Here is a 23,486-nt window from a genome sequence, read left to right on the forward strand (position 1 = left end):
GGTTTCTTAACTGATAACTGACAACTGATAACTATATGCAATAGGAAGGAATTTGCATGGCAACCCATCAGAAACGCCCCGTCGTCCTCATCATTCGGGACGGCTGGGGCAATAATCCGTATTCTGAATTTAACAACGCCAATGCCGTTCATCTCGCAAAAACACCCGTAGATGATTGGCTACGACAGAACTATCCAAACGTCCAAATCCATACCTCCGGTGAAGATGTCGGTCTACCCGCAGGGGTCATCGGCAACAGCGAAGTCGGGCATCAGAACATCGGCGCAGGCCGTATCGTGAATCAGGAACTCCGTCGTATCAGTACTATGATCCGCTCCGGTGAATTTGCCCAGAACGAAGTGCTTTTGGAGGCAATTGCGCATGTCAAAAGACACGGAACACATCTCCATCTCATGGGATTGGCAAGCGATGCTGGTGTGCACAGTTCACTTGAACACCTCTACGGGCTGCTCAGGCTTGCTCAGGCAAATGGACTCAAATCCAACCAAGTCTTAATTCACAATTTCAGCGATGGACGCGACTGCCAACCCGACCTCGGTATCCAATTCTGCGAACAGATTGAAGCGAAGTTGAAAGAGATCGGCATCGGGCAAATAGCCTCAGTTATCGGACGCTTTTATGCGATGGATCGGGATGACCGGTGGGAGCGTGTTGAGGTTGCATATCGTCTCTTAACCGAAGGATGCGGCGACCACGTCAATGCCGCGAGAGATGCTTATCGCGACTATTATGAAAACCCCGATGATGCTAATCGTAAAGGGGACGAGTTTGTACGGCCGAGTGTAGTTGTCGGAAGGGACGGCGAGCCGCTCCCTCGGATCGCCGATGGAGATGCCGTTGTTTTCTATAACTTCCGAGGCGACCGACCCCGTGAACTCACCAAAGCCTTTTGCTTGGACGATTTTCCGTTTCAAGCGGAAGGGAAAGATGGTGTAACACGAGAAATGGGTTTTAAACGGAATTGCAAACCTGACGTTAAGTTTGTTACAATGACAGAGTACGAGCGGGGAATGCCTGTTGAGGCAGCTGTCAAGAAACCGCCCAAAATGCAGAATACGCTCGGTGCTTATGTCAGCGAAGCAGGACTCACACAATTCCGATGTGCAGAGACTGAGAAATTCCCGCATGTTACTTTTTTTTTCAATGACTATCGAGATGAACCCTATCAAGGTGAAGATCGGCAAATCATCGCCTCTCCACGCGATGTGACGACCTATGATCAGAAACCCGAAATGTCCGCACCCGGCGTTACCGCAGAGATGCTGCGTCGGATCGGCTCCGACAAATATGACCTGATCGTACTCAACTATGCCAACGGCGACATGGTCGGGCATACAGGTTCTCTCTCAGCTGCTATCAAAGCTGTTGAAGCAGTTGATGTTGGCGTAGGTAAAATTGTTGATGCCGTACTTAGAAAGGACGGCGCGCTCATTGTCACCGCCGACCACGGGAACTGTGAGCAGATGATCGATCCCGAAACCGGCGGTATCCACACCGCACATACGACTTATGACGTAGATCTCGTCGTTGTTGATAACCAACGCAACGGACGACAACTCCGAACCGGAGGCAGACTTGCCGATATCGCACCGACAGCACTCCGCCTCCTCGGTTTAGATCAACCCACTGAAATGACAGGCGAATCACTCATTTATTAATAGCATGTGTTAAACAATTACAACGTGCAAATAAAATTTTAAAATGAATGACTCTCAACAGCATCGGACCACAGTAGATGTTGATACGGCTGCTGAACAAGACGCAGGATACGATGTCAGAAAGGTTCATTGGTTTTTCATCGGTTTCTGTGGAAATATACTCGGAATCCTTATCGCTTCTGTCTATGAGCCGACTCCACCTGCCTCGCGGCTCCTTGGGAAATCACCTGAATATGTAGCTTCCTATACGGATAGTTACAAAGAAACAGGTCGAAGGATTCAAGTAAACCAAGCCCGGATTGGATTACTTATCGTGTTCGGCCTCGCGATCCTATTTACTGTTATCACTTCTTGAAATGCACCTAACTCAACAAAATGATCGAAATCTGAGATTTTCCGCTCCAGTGAAAGCGTATATGACGAATCAGATTAATTTAGTGTAAGGAGGTTGTAGCATGTCTACACTGACTGACCAGCAAGTTAGCAGCGATTTCAGGCTATTCGCTGGAAGTGCGAACCCAGCATTAGCAAAAGAGATCGCTGCGATTTTAGGCGTTGAACTCGGTAAAATTACAATCGGTCCGTTTCCCAACCTTGAAACGCGCGTTCAGATTGAGGAAAGTATCCGAGGCACGGATATCTATATCGTGCAGCCAACAAGTCAACCTGCCAACGAAAACTTGATGGAACTGCTCATCACAATTGATGCCATGAAACGAGCATCAGCCCGGCAGATTACCGCGATTATCCCGTATTTTGGATATTCCCGTCAAGATCACAAAACTACAGGACGCGAACCGATTAGCGCGAAACTTGTAGCCAATCTCTTGACGACAGCAGGCGCGAGTCGGGTCATGGCTCTGGATCTCCACGTACCACAGATACAGGGCTTCTTTGATATTCCTATGGATCACCTGACTGCCGTGACGACTTTGGTAAACTACTTCCGCGAGAAACAGGTCGAAAATGGTGTAATTGTTGCCCCTGATGCAGGTCGGGCAAAGTTAGCAGAGAAATACGCCGATATGCTTGGGCTGCCGTTGGCAATCATGCACAAGCGACGCACAGGTGTCGATGGACAGAGCGTTAAATTCGTCGAACTTGTTGGTGATGTCAAAGGTAAAACCCCAATTATCACCGATGATGAAATACAAACGGGCGGAACGATTCGCCAACAAGCAATGGCATTAGCGGAGGCTGGCGCAGAACCCGCTTATGTGAGTATCGCACACCCTATATTGGTCGGTCCGGCACTGGAACGTCTTGATCACTCATCAATTCGTGAAGTGGTCACCACCAATACGATCCCTGTGCCAGCAGAGAAGCAGTTAGATGGGAAAATTAAGGTGCTTTCTATCGCGCCACTCCTCTCCCAAGCCATACTTCGAGTCCATCAGCACCGCTCGGTTAGTCAAGTTTTCAGGGAACAGCATCTCGATTTCCCTGTGTAATCTCAGGTGTCCTTCAATAAAGTGGTCGTTATTGAAAAATTGCGCTTCCTATGTTTACTATAGAAATAGATGATTCCGATACTGTACCTCAGCCATTGCGGTTCGAGCATCGGTGGGGGTGAAAAGCAACTCGCTTATCTCGTCACAAATATTGATCGAACCTGCTATCACCCCCTTGTCGTCTGTCCTGATGACGGTGTTTTTGCTGAACATCTAAGGCGTGCTGGTATTTCAACGGTCATCCTTGAGCTGCCCCCGTGGCGAAAAGCGAGATCTGTGGTAGCGAGACGCAGTGCCGCGAAAAAATTAGCCATACTTGCCAAAGCGCATAACACGCAGCTCATCCATACCTCTGATTCGTGGTTTAACCCCTATCTATGGTATGTCAAAAATCGGTTAAAAATACCTGCTGTTTCACACGTCCGGAACCTCCTTACGCCGACACAGGTGCGAAAATATAAGTTCAATCGGATGGACAGTATTATCGCCATCTCGGAGCAGAGTAGAATTCCGCTAATTCAAGCAGGAATTGATGTTCAAAAGACTGATGTCGTGTGTAATTGTGTTGATTTATCGGTCTTTCAACCTGCCTTTGGACCCACACACCCGGAGGAATATGTCATCGGTATCGTGGGTAGGATTGAACCCTTTAAACGTCAAAAGATGTTTGTTGAAATAGCTGCCAAGGTCGCTACGCAATGCAAAAAGGTCAGGTTCCATATTATTGGTGCTGCATTGGATACACCTGAGCATCGCGTCTATGAACAGAAAGTTCGTCAATTAGTAGCCAAACATCAGTTGCAAGAGGTCGTCCATTTCGCGGGGCATCGTACCGATATGCCCAAGGCAATGCAGAAGCTTGACCTCCTCGTAACCCTTTCAGCGGGAAGTGTCATCGCCGAGGCGATGGCGACTGGTAAACCCGTTGTTGGTACGCCGATCGGCAGTACTGTTGAGATGATTGTTCATGGGGTAACAGGATACGTTGTACCCTTAGACCCGATAGACGGTATCGCAAACCAGATTATTAAACTTGCTGGTGATTCGCCGCAAAGCGTGCGTATCGGTCAAGCCGCGAGAAAATATGCTGAGGAAACATTTAGCGTTGAAATGCATGTTCAAAAAGTACAGGACATTTATGAGAAATTGTTAAATAAGGGTTGAATTTTTTAACGGATTGGTGTATAATAGCAGTATCATTTCGCTTGGAGGAGTGGAACAATGCTCACGCAAGAACAGTGTGATTTTTACGACGAAAACGGCTATATCGGTGTTGAAGCAGTACTAACGACGGAAGAAGTCGTCGATCTCCAACGAGTTACCGATGAATTCGTTGAGAAATCAAGAGAAGTGACCGAACATACTGACATCTTTGATCTGGAACCCGGGCATACCGCCGCGAACCCACGCGTGCGGCGTATCAAAAGCCCCGCGCTTTACCACACCGTCTACGACCAAACCTTACGGCACCCCAAGATACTGGATATCGTGGAACAACTTATCGGATCCGGCGTTCGGTATAACGGGCATAAATTGAATATGAAATATCCAGAATTCGGAAGCCCGGTCGAATGGCATCAGGATTGGGCGTTTTATCCCCACACCAATGACGATCTGCTCGCAGTTGGGATCGTCATTGACGATATGACTGTGGAGAACGGCGCGCTGATGATAATTCCAGGGTCTCATAAGGGACCGACTTTAGATCATCACCAAGATGGTGCTTTTATCGGGGCAGTGACAGATCCTGATTTCACGCCAGAAGATGCTGTGCCTGTTGAGTTGAAGGCAGGTGGGATTACAATCCATCATGTTCGGGCGTTACACGGTTCTGCCCCGAATACCTCTGACAAACCGCGACGCTTACTGCTCTTCCAGTATTGCGCGGTAGATGCCTGGCCCCTGAAGGGAATTCCAGATTGGGATACTTTCAACGACTTCATTATTCGTGGCGAATCGACAAATCAACCCCGTATGGTAGCTGCACCCGTGCGTATGCCGGAACCGTACGCGGAACTAAAAGGCTCTATCTACGAAGTTCAATCTTTACTTGAAAACCCACTTTACACGAACAAGTAGTAGCGGGTTTCATAGCGAGAAATTTTTGTGCTTTGCCGATAGCCCTTCTAAAATAGTTGGGTTGTTTGTAGAACAAGTCTCGTTAGATATACCCTTCACATGAAGAAAAATGGCGAGGTATCAAAACCTCGCCATATATTATATAAGGTTAGTTAGGTGTAAGCCTTGTAGTAGATAGTGATCATATACTACTTATTCAGTCCAAGTTTACGAATGTGGTACGTCCCTTTCTGAGCTTTTATATTTTCTACACTCGCCTCAAAGCCTGTGTCTTTGACCGCCTCAATTAACGCTGCTTTTACGCGTGCAGACATTGCATCGTTAACACCATGCACAGGATCTGCTCCTGGGAGTGCCCGAACCGTAACCTTAAAATACTTTGGCTCATCAGGCTTGAAATGCCATCCGATTTCATTCTCTAAAACAGATTTGCTTGTTTCACTACTGATTTTGCTAAGTGGAAACCAGGCTGTCGTTACCTTGTAGATGGCATCATCAATGACCACGGGATCCATCTTTTCCAGCGACTTCATGACACTGAAGGTAGAAGTGAACCGGGGCATTCCAGTCACTGACAGCGTGACATCAAAACCTGTGTTACCCATTTTTTCCGAAGTGCATCCGAGTGCAAAAACAAATGGCACAACGAAAAAACAGAGAAATAATCGATTTAACCGGCGCATTTCAATCTACACAACCTAAAATTTTTAGTTAGCAACTGTTGCCTTAAAGCGTGGGTCCGCTTCAACAGCCTTAACTAAAGCATCTGTTGTAACTTTACCCTTCTCAATCTTTACCACAGCCTTGTTCTCATCCATAGAAACACTGACAACTTCAGAGACACCGGTAACCTTTGTAAGTGCATCCTGCACCGCACTGGTACACCCGCCTCACGTCATACCGGTTACAGTAAGCGTCACTTCTTCAATGCTTACTGCTGCCGTTTGGGTTGGCGTTTCTGTCGCTTCTTCTGCCGTTTGGCTTGGTGTTTCTGCTGGTTTCTTTGACGAGTCTGCGCAAGCGAAAACAAATAAAAGTGCCGCAAAGCAGACAAATAGCATGCTCACGTTTAAATGACGCATAAGTTTATTCCCCTTATTTGTAAAAAGCGAACTTCCGATCGCGCCCTTTAATTTTATCTCTAATGAATTAAACTATATCCTGTTGAGGACGCAAAGGAAATATGATTCGCTCTTCAACTCATATAGAAAGGGCGGACAAATCCGCCCTTCGCTCTATGCCACTAATTGGCGACCGTCGCCTTAAAGCGCGGATCTGCTTCAACAGCCTTAATCAAGGCATCAGTTGTAACTTTCCCCTTTTTAACTTCCACCACAGCTGTGTTGTTATCCATAGAAACGCTGATAACCTTAGAGACACCGGTGACCTTCGTGAGTGCATCCTGCACCGCACTGGTACAATTGCCTCAGGTCATTCCCGTCACATCGAGCGTTACTTCTTCAATCCGATCGCCCAGCAATCCACAACCGAGTATGAACGCGAAAGCAATCAGACAAACCAGCGATAATTTGGCGATATACATCCGGGTAACCTCCTTGAATTAGTTATTTGTTATTCTAACATGTATTAATTTTTTTTACAACATTTTTTAAGAATGGATTTAACTTGACTTTTTGTTTTCTGTACCGTAAGATTAATGTAGATTATCAAACAATTGGATCCAACGCAAGTTCTCAAAATGCTTCTGTAGCCGTAAAAGGTTTTGAAACTTGCAAACGAACAAAAACTGCACGGAGAATCCTTCGTGCAAAAAGGAGTTTTGAAAAAATGAAACACAGAATTCATCTTGCCTTCCTTGTGGCATTGCTCGTTGTGGGAGCGTTTTTCGTTGTTAACGCCTATCCTACCGATGAAACGCAGCCTGCCGATGCAGAGAAGCCAGCCACTGAGGAAGTGACGCTCAGTGTAACCGGCATGACATGAGGCGGCTGTACCAGTCAGGTGCAGGATGCACTCAGCAAAGTCGCCGGTGTCTCTGAAGTCGTCAGCGTTTCTCGGGATACAAACACCGCTGTTGTGAAGGTAGCGAAGGGAAAAGTAGCAACAGAGGCGTTAGTCAAAGCCATTGAATCCGTTGAAGGACGCAACTTTTCGGCTACTCCCATCGAGGAAGTGACACTTAGTGTAACCGGTATGACGTGAGGTGGCTGTACCAGCGCAGTGCAGGATGCACTCAGTAAGGTTGCCGGTGTTTCTGAAGTGGTAAGCGTTTCTATGGATACGAACACGGCTGTTGTGAAAGTGCCAAAAGGGAAAGTAGCATCAGAGGCGTTAGTCAAGGCTGTTGAGTCCGTTAAAGGGCGCAACTTTTCCGCTGCTCCCATTGAGGAAGTAGCACTTAGTATTACCGGTATGACGTGAGGTGGCTGTGTCAGCGCAGTGCAGGATGCACTCAGTAAGGTTGCCGGTATCTCTGAAGTGGTAAGCGTTTCTATGGATACGAACACGGCTGTTGTGAAAGTGCCAAAAGGGAAAGTAGCATCAGAGGCGTTAGTCAAGGCTGTTGAGTCCGTTAAAGGGCGCAACTTTTCCGCTGCTCCCATTGAGGAAGTAGCACTTAGTATTACCGGTATGACGTGAGGTGGCTGTGTCAGCGCAGTGCAGGATGCACTCAGTAAGGTTGCCGGTATCTCTGAAGTGGTAAGCGTTTCTATGGATACGAACACGGCTGTTGTGAAAGTGCCAAGAGGAAAGGTCGCATCAGAGGTGTTAGTCAAGGCTGTTGAGTCCGTTGAAGGGCGCAACTTTTCCGCTGTGGTCATTGAAGAAGTGACGCTTAGTGTCACTGGCATGGTGTGTGATGCGTGTCCGAGCAAGGTACAGGATGCACTCAGTAAGGTTGCTGGTGTCTCTGAAGTAGTAAGCGTTTCTACCGACACAAACACCGCTGTTGTGAAAATCACACAAGGGAAAGTGACAACAGAGGCGTTAATCAAGGCGATTGCAGCGATTGAAGGCGGGAGTTTTAAGGCGCAAGTCGCGCATTAGAATTACATTACGGTGGGCGAGCATCGCTCGTCCACGCCTCATCTGGTATAAATTCAAGCAACTCATGTGCAAGTTGATGGTTGTGTATTTTCGGATGTGAAGCCCAATAATTTCTTAAAATTGAATGCCTCTATAATCCTTATATTGAATCAAAAAATCACCTTTTTCTTGACAAAAAGTGAGTTTGATTCCAGCGCGTAGGTTGGGTTGAACGGCGAGCTACTAAAAGTCGCATAGACCCGATGACTTTCGAGTGCCTCTACGGCACGGGCGTTGGGCATTGATAGAACCCCCCTTTATCGGAAATCGAAAAAATATAACTTGCTAAAGTAAAAATGCTGTCGCATTTTGCGACACAACACGCCGGAACCTGCTTTATCAAGGCTCCGAAAGCCATATTGCTTCCAAACTTGTCGCATTTTGCGACACTCGCCGAAAAATAACTTTAAGCACCCCTATCACATCGCGAACAGCCTGGATCCCGCGTGCTGCCTTGACGGACAAAGTTATACCGGAACCGATAAGCACGTTTTCTCCGATTGGCACAGTTCTTGCTCATACAGTAACGTGAGTTGTGAGTTTGATAAAAGTGACATGTTGGGTTTTGCTACCGCTATTGGCGCAGAGGGTGCCTTGAAAAACGGCATATCTGTCCACATTGCGAGGTTTTTGATGTATTTCTACCGCTCTACTTGGGGCTGGGGAAATCCGCAGAAATACCCAAGCAGAAACCCCTATAGGTTTATTTTCAAGCTCACGTTTACTAAACATGCCGTGACAACTCGGAAACGCTTTAGAAAGTAATAAATAAACGCAATGAGTAGTTTTGGGATGTCTAATAAAAATCTGAATTTTATTATATGAATTGCAATGAACTTACCTCATGGAGTTAGTTGTATGGTTACAGCGGCATTGATTATCAGGAAAAATATGTTACCTCTGTTACCGGTTTATGATAGAGAGAAAATCTGTGCTTACGCCATTCGGCTTGTCAATCGGTTGGATGCGAATCATGTCCTACAGTTTTTTTACAATCTGGTTAAGAACCTTGAATTTCGGGGAATCTACCCCTACACTCTTGATGAACATAAATGGAATCACTACGGTATTCACATGAATAGATGTTTCGTTAGCGATGTATAACAGACTATTACTATGCACTGCTAACAAGGAAATGATCTGATGGCTTATACAGCCTTGGAGGTTACAGCAATGGCTAAACAGATGAAAAAAGGAACAGACGGGGACTGGTCAGATTTTGGTCATGGGAGTGGTGAGGTCATGGGTGGCAAACTAAAAGGTCAAACAAGCACGAATTATTTTGAGTTCCTCTGTCCTTGTTGTGATGATGGTCAAGTGATGTATATTGTTGATGCTCTACAAAATACGGGTACGAAAAAGCATCACGAGCATTTTAAAAAAAGAAACGAAATGCTGAAAGAGCACTCAGTGAAAATGCGTCGGTGTCTTGTGCATTTATCGCTGAAAATTTATTGTCCTGAATGCAGACTTACAGACATCGTGAAAATCAGCAATCTTGGTGCTGCCTCGTGGAACATAAACAATCTTACGGTTACGTTAAGTTCGCTTACCCATAAATGAGAGTGATAGCGTGACGACGGGAGTGCGGAGAACCCCGCGCTTCTGTTTTTTCAAGAAGCCTGTACCTATCAATCTATACGGAAGTCTCTACACGTCAAGATGAAAAGGAGCACTAAATGCGAAGGAAACAGTTTTATCAATTTTCAGTTGTAAAGGGTGTTGTCAAATGAAGAAGATCACTGCCTTTACTATATTGATAGGTTTGACACTGACCGTTGTCATATACTTCGGATACTTGAACCGAGAACCGCAGGCACCTATCGTCATTTACAAAGCAACAACACCTCTACCCAAGACGGAAAACCGCACAGAAAAAACGTCAAATACGCAACAGGATACGCGGGCGGGTCGCCTATCCGAAACAGGGGAAATAACACAAGACGCGATCCATATTGAACCGGTGGATTTACCGCACCGCCTCAATGACTTCGGAAGCTTCAATGATCCGTTGGGTGAAACTGAAGTTATACACGCTGAAAATGAGGGAATTCAGGCTGAATCGCCGTTTGGTTATGGTCCCTATCCAGAAGTACCCGCAGACTATCCTTGGCAACCGATCTGGACTTTATCTGACGAAGACCGCGCCCATTATGCTCAAGCGCATCCTGATGGTGAGCGCGGTATTGAATTAATGCAACGGGTCGGTATAAAGTTGTGGCAAATGGTGCAAAATTTTACAGGTATCGCTTATTCATCCAATGGTAGGGTATACCCGAATTTCCCGGATACTGTATATGTGGATGTACAGCAAACGGAAACAGGGACATCTATATCCGTAACTGGAAGCTTTATATCTGAAGAAGATATGGAGTTGATAAAAAACGGCGGTACGCCCCCTGGCATAACAGTAAAAGATATGTCTGAAGGTATTGAACCTTTTAGTTTTCTCGATCTCTAAGTTCCAAATGTCATACCATAGGAGGATAAAAATATGTTTGCAAGAATGAAGATCGCATTATCTATCGCTCTAATTCTCGTCATGTTTGTGTTCATGTCGGAACACGGAATGACGCACAATTACCAGAATCACGGATATTTGTATGTGATGGTGCATTCTTCCGCAGGTGTTAGCAGTATCGGTCAAGATATTTTCGGCGACTATACGGAGTATTGGACGTATGGCAGCACTTCGCTTTCAACACCTTCAGACATAGAGGGTGATAACCTTTATATTGGACAATGTACCCAACGTATTTCTGTGCCCGGTGCAGCACCACATTTTCAGGTTTATGCTTTTCAAGGCTCACAATTTTTTGGGACATCCCGTTCTGGCACATTCAGACACTATACTGAACGTAACAACAAAAGCAGTGCATGGTGTACCCAAGAGTCGGTCGCATTTTACACCGATCCGACCGGTCAAAGGCGACGCGTAGACCACGACCATATGGCTGAGGTTGACATCCCGCCCGGCGGCTCATCTGTCAATGAACCTTGGTAACCTTAGTGAAATCAGAGCGGTGGATGCCTTGTCCACCGCTTTTTTTTATACTTTACTGAGCATATTTGAAATGGAGGGGAATTTTAAAAATGAGGTTATTTGAAAAATGTGTTGCCCTCTTTGTGGTGCTATTGATTTTCTTTGTTGTCGGTTGCGGCGATAAGAATGAAGAATCTGAACAGCCACTTGATCCTTCCGTTGATCCCACAATTTCTGAAACAGGTGGATCGGCGATAAACCCTGGGGAATGGGACACGCTTTCACAATCCCAGAAAACAGTAAAATACTGATGCCGTTAGTTTACCGCCGATGCACATCTAAGAACGTAAAGACTTTTTGGATCCGTTGGAGCTGCTTCTGCAACGCCGCAGCGCGCTCAAATTGTAGTGCCTCCGACGCACTATCCCGTTTGGAAACCAGACGCACCTGGACTTTTTCATATTCTCCATCCAACAAATCGACGATATCTGTAATCATCTCTCCATAGTTTTCGCGCGTAATGAGTGCTGCACAGGGCGCATCGCACCGTTTTAAGTCATACTGAAAACAGGCGCGAAATCCCGGGATTGGTGTAATCTCACCTTCGCACGTGCGAACCGGAAATATCCGCTGTAAAACGTCAATCGCCTCATCTGTCCAGCGCCGACTCGACAACGGTCCAAAATATCTCGCACCATCTTCTGGTTGGGTTTCGGACACACGATCAAGGCGCGGAAACGCCTCTCCAACGTCTATCCGAATGTACCAAGATGTCCTTCCATATTTCAGTGCGGTGTTATAGGAGGGTTGATATTCTTGGATCAGTCGCGATTCAAGGAAGAGGGCTTCCTGTTCTGAACGACAAATTTGATACCGGACATCTGTCGTCCATCGGATAAGCCGTTTGATTTTGCTTGGGCGGTTCTTAGTTTTGTGGAGATAAGAGCGCACCCGTTTCCGTAAACATTTCGCCTTGCCGATATAGAGGATCGTCCCCGTCGCACCACGAAAAAAGTAGACACCCGGATCCGATGGCACGTCGGCTATCATTTCTTGGGTCAGCATAGGTCAATTCATAGAGTAGGACTTATTTTTTAATTTATCATATTTTTCTAAACGATTCAAGAAAAAAGACACATCCACACGCTTGACACATTTCTCCTTTTCTGTTAAACTCGTATATCATCAAGGGAGGAAAGCAGATGAAACCTATATTTTGGATCACTATCATTGGCAGCTTGTGTATGGCAACGTTTCCGCTTTCTGCTGATTTATTGGATGATGCTGTTGGCATTTGGCTTTTTGATGAAGGCAAAGGCGGCATCGCTGCAGATACGTCAGGCAATGGGAACGATGGCGCGATCAGCGGCGCGAAGTGGGCGGAAGGCAAATTCGGGGGCGCATTAGAATTTGAACCCCCACATGTTGTGACCGTTGAACCCGCTGATAGCCTCAATTTCAAAGATCAGATGAGCATTGCAACTTGGGTCTACATGAATAAGGGCGTTTCCGATACTGCCATTCGACGGAACGGTTCTTATCTTTTGGAGGTTCAATCGGCAGGCGAAAGAGTACCAGGTGGATATGTGTTCGGTATCTGGTCAGGCGGTGGGTTTACCGGCGGCGTGTGGGGAACTTCCGTCATTGAACCTGAAAAATGGTATCACATCGTCGGGCTTTACAACGGAAATGAGATGCAACTTTATGTAGATGGTACGCTTGAAGCTGCTGTCAAACAGGACGGTGATGTAGATCACGCAGGCGAGCTGCTTTTTGGAACCTTCGGCGGTGAAAAATTCATCGGTAGACTGGACGAAGTTATTTTCTTTGACCGCGGCATCACAGAGGCAGAGATCACAGAACTCATGAAAGGTGTGGAAGCGGTCCTACCGGTTTCCCCAAACGGGTTACTCACAACAACGTGGGGACAGCTCAAGAATCGTTGAGGCAAGTGACATACCTGCTTGCAAGTGTTATCATATAAGAAATCGGAAATTGTTAAATATTCTTTTGCGGAGGACATCATGGCAGACACGCAACTCGATCAACCAACACTTACACCGCGAGCCTCACAGCAACGCCTTTTAACGGCTGATGACTTGGCGAGACAGCCTGATGATTCTCGGTATGAGCTCGTAGAAGGAGTACTCCGCAAAATGCCGCCTGCTGGATTTGAACACGGTATCTGTGCAGCTGAAATTGGCAGCAGACTTAACGTGCATGTTAGAACACACCAATTAGGTTATGTTTGCGGTGCTGAAACAGGTTTTAAAATTGCCCAAAATCCTGATACAGTTCGGGCACCAGATGCCGCCTTTGTTCGACAGGCATCAATTGAACGTCAGGGTATCGTCAAAGGTTATTGGGAAGGGGCTCCCGATCTGGCTATTGAAGTCATCTCCCCTGGTGATACCTATGCTGAGGTTGCTGAGAAAGTAGAAGAGTGGTTAGCTTCAGGTTGCACAATGGTGTGGGTTATCAATCCACGGCGGGAAACAGTGGAGGTTTATCGCTCCAATGAAGATTTTATCGTTTTACGTGGAACCGATACGCTTGAGGGTGCTGATGTTGTCGAAGGGTTCCAATGTCAGGTTCAAGACATCTTTGCCTAACTGATAGGGCGGCATCCCGGACACACCCAGCACTTACAACGGGAGAAAGAACATTACAATGACGCGATGGCAACCAAACGCTGAACAGAAGGCACACTATGAAACCGAAGGCTACTTTATCCTTCGCAATATTATATCCAAAGACTTGGCCGCAGAACTCCGCGGCGTGATCCGCAACCACATCATGCAACCGGATCCTGGACAGTCTGCTGATATGGATCCGATGGATCCGATGGACGATTCGCCACAAGGACGTATCGCACGCTATCGTAAACTCAGCAACTTCTGCGTACAAGCACCACTGATATGGCATAACATACATGCCGCCCCCGAAATACTCAACATCGCACGCTATTTCCTTGGTGACGACATCATTATGAAGTTCAATAGCTGCTTCCTCAAGCCGCCCCTCACTGGCAGCGCAACACCGTGGCACCAAGACAACGGACTCTGGCGCGACGGTGAAACGGAGCCTTTCAACTTCTGGACACCCCTTGAACCCGCAACCCGGGAAAATGGATGCATGCAGTTTATCCCCAGTAGCCACAAAACCGAGATCATTGAACACGTCTTGTACCCCGATAGCATACACGGTGAACTGCCACGCGAAACCGTTCAGGAGATGATTGAAAAGCACGGTGTACACCATATTGAGTTAGATACCGGTGATGTCGTCATCTGGCACAGCAGCCTTTGGCACTATAGCCCACCAAACAAGACTGAGCAGAGCCGTATTGCCGTCGCAGGGGTCTATACAAATCCAGAAATCGTCAAAACAAGCAAACGCTTTTGGCACAACTTCCGATGGGTGATGAAGGACGGTACGGTCTGCACACAATTCCCCCCAGAAACCGTTGAGATGAAAATCGAAGATCCTCAGAAACCGAAGCCGTTTCCACCTGCTAAGGACTACTAATCAATGGCATTGAAGAAGCCAAATATTGTTGTTTACCTTTCCGATGACCACGGCTCGGAATACCTCGGTTGCTACGGGAACGGACATATCCAAACGCCACACTTAGATAGCATCGCTGAAGATGGAATCCGTTTCACGCACGCTTTTACGCCCACACCGACGTGCGCACCCTCACGTTCCACCCTCTATACCGGTCTCTATCCGGCACGACACGGCGCAATGGGGAATCATACGGAGTGCCACGCGCATCTTAAAGCGTTACCAGGGACACTCCGCGAACTCGGTTATCGTGTCGCAATCGCTGGCAAGACACATGTAAAACCGGAAACACTTTTCGATTTTGAGTATATCGGAGGTTTCCTACCTAAGCGTGCCGAACATAGACGAAAATACCGCGCCGAAGGACTTGATCCAGTGCCAGTTGAGCGTTTTCTTTCAAGCCACCGACAAGAAAATCCGGATCAACCTATCTGCCTTATCCTCGGCGATAGCAATCCGCACGTCACATGGGAACCGAATAAAACTTATGACCCCGATGCCTTGCCGCTACCACCCTATATCGCCGATACGCCAATTACTCGCAAGGCACTTGCTAACTATTATCAAGACATCAGCACAATGGATACCCGTATCGGCGAAGTTGACAAAATGCTGGAAACACACGGATATGCTGACAATATGTTGTTCATCTACACAACCGACCACGGTGCTGAGTGGCCACACTGTAAATGGACATTATATGATACCGGCACGCGTCTGCCGTTCATCGCGAGGTGGCGCGGTGAGATTCCTGCGAATACTGTCTCCGATGCAATGATTTCACACGTCGATTTCTTTCCGACGCTCATAGACATCGCAGGCGGTGAACCGTTGGACGATTTAGATGGTGAGAGTTTTAAGAGCGTCTTATTCGGGCAGCAGGCAACTTTCCGCGATAAAATCTATGGCACGCACACCCGCGACGGAAACATGAACGTCTTTCCACAACGTTGTGTCCGAGATACCCGCTACAAGTATATCTTGAATCTGATGCCTGAGAACACATGGACAACCCATTTCACTGAAGTTGAAGGCATTCCAGAAAGCCACGCTGAGGTATGGAAAAGTTGGCTGAAAAAAGCGGAGACAGATCCGCAAACCGCGCAGCTCGTCTATCTCACGCAACATCATCCGCTGGAAGAATTATATGATGTAGCGACGGATCCGTATGAGTTCAACAATTTAGCGTTCAGGGCGGAGACGCGTCCGATTCTCGAAAAAATGCGCGCCGATGTCCGCCACTGGATGCAATCACAAAACGACGATGGGAGACCTGAAACATGCAATCCAAATTGATAATAAATTATCTCATAAACCTGAAACAGCAAACCCCGTTTTCGGGCACTTTTAGTTTAGTGAACCTTTCAATCCTATTAGTTGCTGTCATCTTCTTGGGACCGGCGTGTGACAATGCCGAACAGACTTTACAAGAGATAGTTTCTATGGGGGAGACAGTCGAGCAACTTCCCTTGGGTGAGGGACTCGCTATTGGTGCAACGGCACCCGAGTTCTCGTTGTCAGATGCAGATGGAAGTATACATAGTCTCTCAAATTATAATGGACAAAAGTTAGTCGTCGTCTTCTATCGGATGGGGACGTGAGGTTTCTGTCAAGGGCAACTCGGTGAGTTGCAAACAGGTTATGAGGACATTAAAGCACAAGATGCCGAAATAATCGCGATTAGTGCCGATTCACAGGTTCTTACAGGTTTAACAAAGCAGAATCTCAACATAACTTATCTCTTACTCTCGGATGAAAATAAAGAGGCGATTGATGCCTATAATGTTATTGACACAGGGAACACGCGTATCGCGCGCCCAGCAACCTATATTATTGACCAAGACGGGCGGATTGCATGGAAGTTCCTTGATGCCAAATTTGACACTCGCGTCAGTTCCGATCAGATTCTGACTGAATTAAAGAAATTGTAGAACCTACACAACGGTTTCAAAAGCCCTGATAAGGGGCGGGGAATGCCCATAAGGCATTCATACCGTTGATGCTGATTCTTTAGGGGGTTAAAAATGATTGATGTCTGTTTTTTTGCTGACGAAGTATCTAAAACTGATTTTGAGGAAGCCATTAAACTCGGTGTTGAAGCCGGTGCCAACACCGTTGAGATACGTGGCGGTGTTTGGGGCAAACACGTAACCGAAATTGATGATGACGATGTTCAACGCGTTCAAGATGTACTGAGTGCTTATAATGTCCGTGTCGCCAGTATCGGGTCGCCGTTTGGCAAATGCGCAATCGATGATCCGCAGGAGTATGATCAACACCGAAAACACTTCGACCGGATGGTGACACTCGCACACGCCTTTGATACCCAAGTCATTCGTGGGTTTACGTTTTGGAATCCGAATCGTCGGACGAAAGGCGCACCCCGTCCAGATATTAACGACTATATGGAACGTATTGTCGAGAAACTCTCGCTGGTTGTTCCAGTTGCAGAGAATGGGAACGTTACGCTTTGTTTTGAAAACGAAAGCGCATGTCTCGCGGGTAGTTGTGAAGAGACGCGTGCCGTCATTGACGCACTCGGAAATAGCCCCGCGCTTACCTCTTGTTGGGATGTCAATAACGGGTTACACTGTGGCGAGAATCCGTTTCCAGACGGGTACGCTCATATTAAGGGACTCGTCCGACATCTACATATCAAACCGAATCGTGAGAAGAATCTTGATCCCATCGGCGACACAGAATTGCGCTATGCTCAGATACTCGAAACGCTTGTTGCTGATGGGTTTACCGGCGCAGCGAGCATTGAACATTGGGGACAACCAGAGGATATGTTAGACGGTATCCGGCAACTCTGTGCTGTCATTGGGGCTATGTAACCGCTACAGGTGAAGGAGATACTATGCAACTGAAACCAGATGCGCCACAATTGACGTGGCAGGGGGCTGTTTCCCTGCAGAAAACTGATGACTCGGTGATGCCGTGGCGCACACCGCATCCAGCGCATGTCCTATTCCCGGAACCGTTACTTGAACGTTCAGCGATGCCCGCCGGTGTTCGCATCAGTTTTCGGAGCAATACAACACAGGTTGCGGGCAATATCGTACCGCAGAACGAAAGCGGGATGCTTGATCTCTGTTGCGATGGGGAATTAATAGATTCAATTGACCTAAAACAAAAGGACAGTTTCGCCTTTGAAAACTTATCTCATGAAGACAAATTAATTGAATTGTGGCTGCCCCAGTTCGGAAGGTTTCAACTCCGCAGCTTAGCCATAGATGATAGTGCGACACTGGATCCGTTCACGGATACCCGCCCGCGCTGGATTACCTATGGAAGTTCTATCACGCAGTGTCGGACGGCGGCATCGCCAACACAAACATGGCCAGGGGTCGTCGCACGTGAACACGGACTGAATTTAACCTGCCTCGGTTACGGCGGGCAATGCCATCTCGATGTAATGGTGGCGCGGATGATTCGTGATTTACCGGCTGATTATATCTCAATGTGTCTCGGTATCAACATCCAAGGCGCATCCAGTTTAGGACCGCGGGCGTTCCGTCCGGCAATTATTGGTGCTGTCCAGATTGTCCGAGAGAAGCATCCAGATATACCGATCGTGCTGATGTCGCCTATTTGTTGCCCACCGAGGGAGGAAAATCCGAACACTGTAGGATTTCATCTCAAAGGCATGCGTGAGGAGGTACAAGCCGCCGCCGAAGCACTTCAAGCACACGGCGACAAACAGGTCTATTACGTTGACGGGTTAAGTGTCTTTGGTGCTGACTATGTCCATTTGCTTCCAGATGACCTACATCCTGATGCGGAAGGCTACCGAGTCATGGGTAAGAATTTCACAAGTGTAGTCGCCGAAAAATTTTTCGTGTAAATAACGTAAGTTGTGACCTTTTTATACACCATAGGGGTCAGTTTAGGTTTCGTAGGTTGGGTTGAACGGTATTGAAAGGGCGGATGTCAGTGTTCCAAACACACCCCAAATCCAAGAAACTGCCCTCTACACTCAAGAACATAGTGAAACCCAACTTCATACCGTCAGAGTTGTGGCACTTCACAACAAAAGCGTTGGGTTTCACTCGGTCTCTGGTTGATGTGGTGTGTCAGGGGAAAAGTTCATTTTTCTATGATTTTTACGGTTTTGCTGGAATCCGTTCAACCCAACCTACGCTGTCATGATACAGTTTTTTCTTAAATTAACGGCTATGGATAGGCACAAGACCAGCCCATACAGATTATCTGGCTTTTAATTTCGCCCAAGTAGTCGCTAATTTCCCCTTTGCCGAGACATCCAACGCAGCTTCCCAACCGTTTTCCATGAGGAGTTGAATGTCTTCCTCCGCTAATGCTACACCTTTTTTCGTGATAAAAACCTCGTCTAACCCACCGATGAGGTTCTCACTGCCCCATCCACCAAATTTTAGGGCAGCAGGATTATCCATCGTCGCACCGACGTTTCTCTCTGTCTCCTTTTTCCCGTTAACGTATAGCGAGATAACCCCTTTCTCGCGGACAGCGACGGTGTGATGCCATCCCTTTCCAACAATATCGGTTTTACCGTCGTCAATGTGGTTTCCACCACCCTCGAAGATGAAGAAGCCGGTGTCTCTATCAATGCTTGAACTCATCGCCCAAAAACCGGCACCCCCGTTCCGTTTGATGACCACATACGCGTCCTTGTTTTCCGAGTTCATCCAGCACCCAACAGTAAAATCGTCATCCTCAAAGTTGAAGAGGTCGTTATGCTCAATCGTGACAAACTTCGGACTTCCATCGAATTCCAATGCTTTGCCGAATTTGCCATCTATCCATTTGGGGCCGTCAAATTCCCCATCGTTTCCATTCTCAGTAAAGTCACCAACAACTTTTCCTTTACCCTCATCAAAGAGCCACACCCCGGCAAAATCGTCAAGATTAATTTCAGCAGTGCTAAGTGGGACCCCGATAAGACTGATACAGATACCGCACAATATTGCGAATCCACGGAATTTCATCCCTCTATCCTCCTCCGATCTCCACAGCAGCTCCTGTTTCTGCGGAGGCGTAAATAGCATCGGTTATTTTTTGAACAACAAGCGCATTTTCCAAACTCGTCAAAGGTTGCCTGTTTTCGCGTATACCGGCTGCAAAATCAGACAACGGGTTGCTGTGTGGTGATGCCGGTGCCGCTCCTAATTCTGAGAGCGATGTTGACGCTACGCCGTCTTCTGTCGTTGTACGATTATAAGTAACACTTTCCGATTTTCCATCACCCATAGTCAGCTTAAGAGAACCCTCCGTGCCGATAATTTCCCAATCTTGATGCGTGTGCATCGTCATAAACTCACCGCGTTCCACGCTGAGCACAATCCCATCCTCACATCGAATGAGCGCAGTATAATGCGTTTCAGCATCGGAGCCAGGGGTAATATGCGATTGGAACACCTCTGGCACCGTCCATGTCTGGGCAAATACGGTCTGTGGCTTGAGCTGCCACCCCGTAATTCCGAGCAGATAGTCGAGATCGTAACAGCCCCAGTTAACAAGAATACCGCCACCGTTGAGAGCCTTCGTCAGCCGCCAAGCCGGGCGCGGGGTGTCCGGTTCTTTCCCCGCACCTCTAATCGCGCGGCAGTGGACACTCCGGAGTTCACCCAAACCACCCGTCGTGATGAGTTGCGTCGCAAGCCTCGCAGCTCCACTGAAACGGTTCCGCGAGGAACAACACCCTGAGATTAAGTCGCCACGCGCAGCGATAAGCTGTTCGACCTCAGCAGCGTTCATCGCAATCGGTTTTTCAATCAGAACATGCTTGCCTTTCTCAAATGCACGTAAGGCAACTTCTGTCCGGTATTGCGTCGGAAACGCGAGCACCACCGCTTCGATTTCATCGTCGTTGAGTAGTTCGATGTCGTTGCTATACATTTTGGGTGGGTTGAAGCGTTTCGCAGCATGGGTTCTGTTTTCCTCTATCATATCCGCCGCAGCAACTAATTCAATGTGTGATGCCTCCGATGCGATACCGAGATGTCTGCTCCCGATGACGCCACATCCGATTACACCGACTTTTACGGGTTCCATAATATAATTAAAGGGTCCTTTCTCAAGATGAAGTTTAAGCGGTAGGAACGAATGCTGAGTCGATGCCAACAATTGGACATTGATCCCAGACTTTATTCACTTTAGTATGGCACAGAGACGAATTGATGTCAAGGAAATTGTAATGTGCGGATGCGTTTGTAAGAAGTTGGAGAGCGCGACGAGAAACATGAGCGGATATATGAAAATCCGCTCTATGACAGGGAGAAGGTTGCTTTAAAACGAGGCTTTGATTCGTCCCCAACGGGTTGCAAGTTTGCCTTGCGGTTGCACAGGCAGACCGTTCGCTTCAAAAACTTGTTTAACTTCATTTGCAGATAAAGCTTTGTTATAAATCAGAACCTCGTCGATGATGCCTACAAATCCGCCATCGCCTGCATGCCCAATCTCCATTTCTGAGCCACCCGTTGACATCGGACCATTGTAATTCTGTTCTTTCTCCAACTTCCCATCAACATAAAGAAACATCTCTTTGTCAGCGACGACACCGACAAGATGATGCCACTTCCCTTTATCAAACTGAGGCGCGCCAAAACCGCCGTCCCCTTGCCAACCCGGTTGAACAATGAATTCCATCTCTTGACCGGCATTTCTGCCATCAAACCGCAATGCCCAGCCGTTGACATCACGCTGCGCGACTATCGTGCCGCAGCAGCCAGCAACGACACCTTTCACAGGGCTATCGCTATCAGCATTCACCCAAGCGGCAACGCTCATCTCTTTTTCTCCAGCAAATTCTAATGAAGCCGTGCCGGGAATATGTACAGAATTCGTGCCGTTGAATTCGAGGGCTTTCCCCACTTTGCCAGCGACAGATTTCGGATTATCCTTAAGTTCTCCATCGTTAGCACCTAAGACATCCTCGACTTTGCCACCCGCGATAGTTCCATCATCAAAGGACCAGTAACTCACCACACCGTCTAACGGAAGTTGCGCCTCCGTTAAAGGAATCGCGACAAAGAGGCAGGCAATACACAGTATTGATATCGATGTTTTTTTTAGCATGTAATCTTGTTTATCTCCTCATATTTATTTCGATTTGACGAAGGGAGGCGGGCAAGGACGAGCATCACCCGCCTACCAAGTAGATTATTAGTATTGCTGTTTAACATCCGCCCAAGTCGTAGAGAGTTTATCTTGCGGTTCGACGGGTGTCAAAAGCAACGCCGAAAGTCCTTTATCCATCATCATCTGGATCTCATCAGCACTGAGTGCAACGTTGAAAATGGCAACTTCATCAATAATCGCATTGCCGAATCTGCCATCGCAACAGGTATCTCTACCGATGAATAGCGGACCGTTGTCGGCATCAATAGGATCTTGATTAATTGTCATTGAACTTTCCGAAATGCCATCAATATAGATATTCCACTCACCGGTTGCACTGTCAAACGTGGTGGTGTAGAGATGCCAGTCGGTGATGTCGTTCGGTCCGACTTCGCCATCGCGCCAACCACCGGGCTTATTCCAGCAGCCATTGTTACAAATCGGCCAAGAAACGTTTTTCGTATTTGCATTCGGATGGATGATGTACGCGTTCCGTTTTTCGACCATCCAACCGTGCTGATTCCACGTCTCTGTCATGCTTTTAACCCAAAGCGAAACAGTAATGGCATCTGTTGGATTTACGTGTGCAGGGACTTCGACATAAGCATTTACGCCATCGAGTTCCAACCCTGAACCAAACACGCCATTAACCCACGACGGGTTTCCTTCTATTGTGGCATCAAGCGCACTGTCAGATGAATCCGCCGCAAGATTGCCACTGCCTTCGTCAAAGAGCCAGAGACCCGTTAACGTGCTCAACTCAAGTTGTGCGAACGCAGATGGAACAGCAAACAGGCAAACACTCAGCAGTAGACCGAGGCCTATGAAGGTTAATTGTCTCATAAATTTCATGAAAACCTCCTAATGTATGTAGGTATTTGCGTCTGAACAAACCAAATTTGGTTAAGGATGCGAGATTTTTTAAACCTATAGGTACGATTATTATGCCACAAGGTTCCGTTTGTGTCAATCAATTTTTTAGTATGCGATTGAATTCATTATTCTTTGGGACAGTTACGGACGGTATGTGCACGGATTAACCCGTAGCATAAGGGTCAATTTAAAAAAATAACCGTCGCGACCCCCAGACCGGTAGGTTCGGAATGTAATACAAGGAATGGATTTAGTCTATTCCCAGACCAAATCCCCCAACCGAACCATAGGTGTCAATTTAGCGATTTTCCGTGCCATTCTCGTCCTACTAAGTCTGAACTGTGATTTCTGTGATTTTTCTGATTTTTCTGATAAGATCTCTGATGAAAAATAGGATGCTGAGTGTGGGGTTGAAGTTTGTTGAAGTTTCTACAGAGAGGGCGTTCCTGCGGAACTGCTAAGTCGTCAGGACTGGGTTTTCAGTTTTCGGTTGCTTGTGATGGGTTCTCTTATCATGGGCATCATAGCCATCAGAGAAATCACAGTTCAGAACGCAACAGTTGCAGGCGTGTGTCCATTTTGAGGATAAAGGTTTCCGTTGGCAGTGGCAAGAATGAGGGAGAACACACTACAAAGACAGTCGCCAGTAAAAGCAACGCGCCAGCAATCAAAAGACCACCAGCGCGTCGGTTGAAAAGGGTTGATTGT

The 23,486-nt window shown here is 47.2% G+C and carries 31 protein-coding genes and 2 pseudogenes; 22 read left to right on the plus strand and 11 right to left on the minus strand.

The genetic code is table 11. From position 1 onward, the window contains the following. Positions 1-56: 56 nt before the first annotated feature. The 5 genes from gpmI (at position 57) to OXH00_06645 (ending at position 5,209) form a co-directional block, all read left to right on the plus strand. A complete protein-coding gene (gene gpmI, locus OXH00_06625; protein ID MCY3740675.1) occupies positions 57-1,679 on the plus strand; it encodes a 2,3-bisphosphoglycerate-independent phosphoglycerate mutase in 1,623 nt (540 codons plus the stop codon). 43 nt (positions 1,680-1,722) lie between these two features. Continuing rightward, positions 1,723-2,034 (plus strand): hypothetical protein, encoded by a 312-nt coding sequence (locus OXH00_06630; GenBank protein ID MCY3740676.1) that lies wholly within the window; start codon positions 1,723-1,725, stop codon positions 2,032-2,034. 100 nt (positions 2,035-2,134) lie between these two features. Then, positions 2,135-3,130 carry a ribose-phosphate pyrophosphokinase gene (locus tag OXH00_06635; GenBank protein ID MCY3740677.1) on the plus strand — a complete coding sequence of 332 codons (996 nt, stop codon included), beginning with the start codon at positions 2,135-2,137 and terminating at the stop codon, positions 3,128-3,130. A gap of 69 nt (positions 3,131-3,199) precedes the next feature. Continuing rightward, the gene (locus tag OXH00_06640) at positions 3,200-4,294 is read left to right on the plus strand and encodes a glycosyltransferase family 4 protein (GenBank protein MCY3740678.1); all 1,095 of its coding nucleotides are present in this window, start codon (positions 3,200-3,202) and stop codon (positions 4,292-4,294) included. 57 nt (positions 4,295-4,351) lie between these two features. Continuing rightward, positions 4,352-5,209: a phytanoyl-CoA dioxygenase family protein gene (locus tag OXH00_06645; GenBank protein ID MCY3740679.1), complete on the plus strand. Its 858-nt coding sequence runs from the start codon at positions 4,352-4,354 to the stop codon at positions 5,207-5,209. 188 nt (positions 5,210-5,397) lie between these two features. Here the strand turns inward: OXH00_06645 and OXH00_06650 are convergent, their stop codons facing one another. The 4 genes from OXH00_06650 to OXH00_06665 all read right to left on the minus strand — a co-directional run bounded on the left by OXH00_06650 (position 5,398) and on the right by OXH00_06665 (position 6,617). Next, positions 5,398-5,814, minus strand: a complete 417-nt coding sequence (locus OXH00_06650; GenBank protein MCY3740680.1) for a hypothetical protein — start codon at positions 5,812-5,814, stop codon at positions 5,398-5,400. Between the two features lie 102 nt (positions 5,815-5,916). Next, positions 5,917-6,081 carry a hypothetical protein gene (locus tag OXH00_06655; GenBank protein MCY3740681.1) on the minus strand — a complete coding sequence of 55 codons (165 nt, stop codon included), beginning with the start codon at positions 6,079-6,081 and terminating at the stop codon, positions 5,917-5,919. An 18-nt stretch (positions 6,082-6,099) separates the two neighbouring features. Further along, entirely contained in the window at positions 6,100-6,291 is a 192-nt protein-coding gene (locus tag OXH00_06660) for a hypothetical protein (protein MCY3740682.1), read from the minus strand. A gap of 161 nt (positions 6,292-6,452) precedes the next feature. Next, positions 6,453-6,617, minus strand: coding sequence for a hypothetical protein (locus tag OXH00_06665; GenBank protein MCY3740683.1), 165 nt, complete (start codon positions 6,615-6,617; stop codon positions 6,453-6,455). 380 nt (positions 6,618-6,997) lie between these two features. Between OXH00_06665 and OXH00_06670 the strand changes: the two genes are divergently transcribed. From OXH00_06670 to OXH00_06690, 5 genes and pseudogenes are all read left to right on the plus strand, one after another. Continuing rightward, a complete protein-coding gene (locus tag OXH00_06670) occupies positions 6,998-7,153 on the plus strand; it encodes a hypothetical protein (GenBank protein ID MCY3740684.1) in 156 nt (51 codons plus the stop codon). Positions 7,154-7,171: 18 nt separating this feature from the next. After that, complete coding sequence (locus OXH00_06675; GenBank protein MCY3740685.1) at positions 7,172-7,372, plus strand: hypothetical protein; 201 nt, start codon at positions 7,172-7,174, stop codon at positions 7,370-7,372. Positions 7,373-7,387: 15 nt separating this feature from the next. Further along, positions 7,388-7,591, plus strand: a pseudogene (locus OXH00_06680) (hypothetical protein). Positions 7,592-7,606: 15 nt separating this feature from the next. Then, a pseudogene (locus tag OXH00_06685) lies at positions 7,607-7,810 on the plus strand (hypothetical protein). A gap of 18 nt (positions 7,811-7,828) precedes the next feature. Continuing rightward, positions 7,829-8,218 (plus strand): cation transporter, encoded by a 390-nt coding sequence (locus OXH00_06690; GenBank protein ID MCY3740686.1) that lies wholly within the window; start codon positions 7,829-7,831, stop codon positions 8,216-8,218. Positions 8,219-8,367: 149 nt separating this feature from the next. Here the strand turns inward: OXH00_06690 and OXH00_06695 are convergent, their stop codons facing one another. Together OXH00_06695 and OXH00_06700 are read right to left on the minus strand one after the other, a co-directional pair. Next, positions 8,368-8,499, minus strand: a complete 132-nt coding sequence (locus OXH00_06695; GenBank protein ID MCY3740687.1) for a hypothetical protein — start codon at positions 8,497-8,499, stop codon at positions 8,368-8,370. Positions 8,500-8,596: 97 nt separating this feature from the next. Beyond that, positions 8,597-8,764 carry a hypothetical protein gene (locus tag OXH00_06700; GenBank protein ID MCY3740688.1) on the minus strand — a complete coding sequence of 56 codons (168 nt, stop codon included), beginning with the start codon at positions 8,762-8,764 and terminating at the stop codon, positions 8,597-8,599. A gap of 384 nt (positions 8,765-9,148) precedes the next feature. On the opposite strand from OXH00_06700, the gene OXH00_06705 reads away from it, so the two are divergent. The 5 genes from OXH00_06705 (at position 9,149) to OXH00_06725 (ending at position 11,551) form a co-directional block, all read left to right on the plus strand. Continuing rightward, complete coding sequence (locus tag OXH00_06705; GenBank protein MCY3740689.1) at positions 9,149-9,361, plus strand: hypothetical protein; 213 nt, start codon at positions 9,149-9,151, stop codon at positions 9,359-9,361. 39 nt (positions 9,362-9,400) lie between these two features. Next, entirely contained in the window at positions 9,401-9,820 is a 420-nt protein-coding gene (locus OXH00_06710) for a hypothetical protein (protein ID MCY3740690.1), read from the plus strand. Between the two features lie 166 nt (positions 9,821-9,986). Beyond that, positions 9,987-10,718 carry a hypothetical protein gene (locus tag OXH00_06715; GenBank protein ID MCY3740691.1) on the plus strand — a complete coding sequence of 244 codons (732 nt, stop codon included), beginning with the start codon at positions 9,987-9,989 and terminating at the stop codon, positions 10,716-10,718. 33 nt (positions 10,719-10,751) lie between these two features. Continuing rightward, positions 10,752-11,261 (plus strand): hypothetical protein, encoded by a 510-nt coding sequence (locus OXH00_06720; GenBank protein MCY3740692.1) that lies wholly within the window; start codon positions 10,752-10,754, stop codon positions 11,259-11,261. Positions 11,262-11,350: 89 nt separating this feature from the next. Beyond that, a complete protein-coding gene (locus tag OXH00_06725) occupies positions 11,351-11,551 on the plus strand; it encodes a hypothetical protein (protein MCY3740693.1) in 201 nt (66 codons plus the stop codon). A 10-nt stretch (positions 11,552-11,561) separates the two neighbouring features. On the opposite strand, the gene OXH00_06730 is transcribed toward OXH00_06725, so the two are convergent. Then, positions 11,562-12,305 (minus strand): GIY-YIG nuclease family protein, encoded by a 744-nt coding sequence (locus OXH00_06730; GenBank protein ID MCY3740694.1) that lies wholly within the window; start codon positions 12,303-12,305, stop codon positions 11,562-11,564. A gap of 137 nt (positions 12,306-12,442) precedes the next feature. On the opposite strand from OXH00_06730, the gene OXH00_06735 reads away from it, so the two are divergent. The 7 genes from OXH00_06735 (at position 12,443) to OXH00_06765 (ending at position 18,654) form a co-directional block, all read left to right on the plus strand. Further along, positions 12,443-13,186 carry a LamG domain-containing protein gene (locus tag OXH00_06735; GenBank protein MCY3740695.1) on the plus strand — a complete coding sequence of 248 codons (744 nt, stop codon included), beginning with the start codon at positions 12,443-12,445 and terminating at the stop codon, positions 13,184-13,186. 78 nt (positions 13,187-13,264) lie between these two features. Continuing rightward, the gene (locus tag OXH00_06740; GenBank protein ID MCY3740696.1) at positions 13,265-13,852 is read left to right on the plus strand and encodes a Uma2 family endonuclease; all 588 of its coding nucleotides are present in this window, start codon (positions 13,265-13,267) and stop codon (positions 13,850-13,852) included. Positions 13,853-13,910: 58 nt separating this feature from the next. Beyond that, entirely contained in the window at positions 13,911-14,768 is an 858-nt protein-coding gene (locus OXH00_06745; protein MCY3740697.1) for a phytanoyl-CoA dioxygenase family protein, read from the plus strand. A gap of 3 nt (positions 14,769-14,771) precedes the next feature. Then, positions 14,772-16,103 carry a sulfatase gene (locus OXH00_06750; GenBank protein ID MCY3740698.1) on the plus strand — a complete coding sequence of 444 codons (1,332 nt, stop codon included), beginning with the start codon at positions 14,772-14,774 and terminating at the stop codon, positions 16,101-16,103. 146 nt (positions 16,104-16,249) lie between these two features. Continuing rightward, positions 16,250-16,738 carry a peroxiredoxin family protein gene (locus OXH00_06755; GenBank protein MCY3740699.1) on the plus strand — a complete coding sequence of 163 codons (489 nt, stop codon included), beginning with the start codon at positions 16,250-16,252 and terminating at the stop codon, positions 16,736-16,738. A 93-nt stretch (positions 16,739-16,831) separates the two neighbouring features. Next, a complete protein-coding gene (locus OXH00_06760; protein MCY3740700.1) occupies positions 16,832-17,644 on the plus strand; it encodes a sugar phosphate isomerase/epimerase in 813 nt (270 codons plus the stop codon). Positions 17,645-17,667: 23 nt separating this feature from the next. Beyond that, positions 17,668-18,654: a GDSL-type esterase/lipase family protein gene (locus tag OXH00_06765; protein ID MCY3740701.1), complete on the plus strand. Its 987-nt coding sequence runs from the start codon at positions 17,668-17,670 to the stop codon at positions 18,652-18,654. Between the two features lie 361 nt (positions 18,655-19,015). Here OXH00_06765 and OXH00_06770 read toward each other — a convergent pair whose 3' ends face one another. The 4 genes from OXH00_06770 to OXH00_06785 all read right to left on the minus strand — a co-directional run bounded on the left by OXH00_06770 (position 19,016) and on the right by OXH00_06785 (position 22,757). After that, a complete protein-coding gene (locus OXH00_06770; protein MCY3740702.1) occupies positions 19,016-19,774 on the minus strand; it encodes a hypothetical protein in 759 nt (252 codons plus the stop codon). 4 nt (positions 19,775-19,778) lie between these two features. Next, positions 19,779-20,840 carry a Gfo/Idh/MocA family oxidoreductase gene (locus tag OXH00_06775; protein ID MCY3740703.1) on the minus strand — a complete coding sequence of 354 codons (1,062 nt, stop codon included), beginning with the start codon at positions 20,838-20,840 and terminating at the stop codon, positions 19,779-19,781. 234 nt (positions 20,841-21,074) lie between these two features. Next, positions 21,075-21,863, minus strand: a complete 789-nt coding sequence (locus tag OXH00_06780) for a LamG domain-containing protein (protein MCY3740704.1) — start codon at positions 21,861-21,863, stop codon at positions 21,075-21,077. Between the two features lie 87 nt (positions 21,864-21,950). Next, positions 21,951-22,757, minus strand: coding sequence for a LamG domain-containing protein (locus OXH00_06785; GenBank protein MCY3740705.1), 807 nt, complete (start codon positions 22,755-22,757; stop codon positions 21,951-21,953). Positions 22,758-23,486 lie beyond the last annotated feature (729 nt).

It is taken from the genome of Candidatus Poribacteria bacterium (genome assembly GCA_026706025.1).
In the GTDB taxonomy this organism is placed as follows: Bacteria; Poribacteria; WGA-4E; order WGA-4E; family WGA-3G; genus WGA-3G.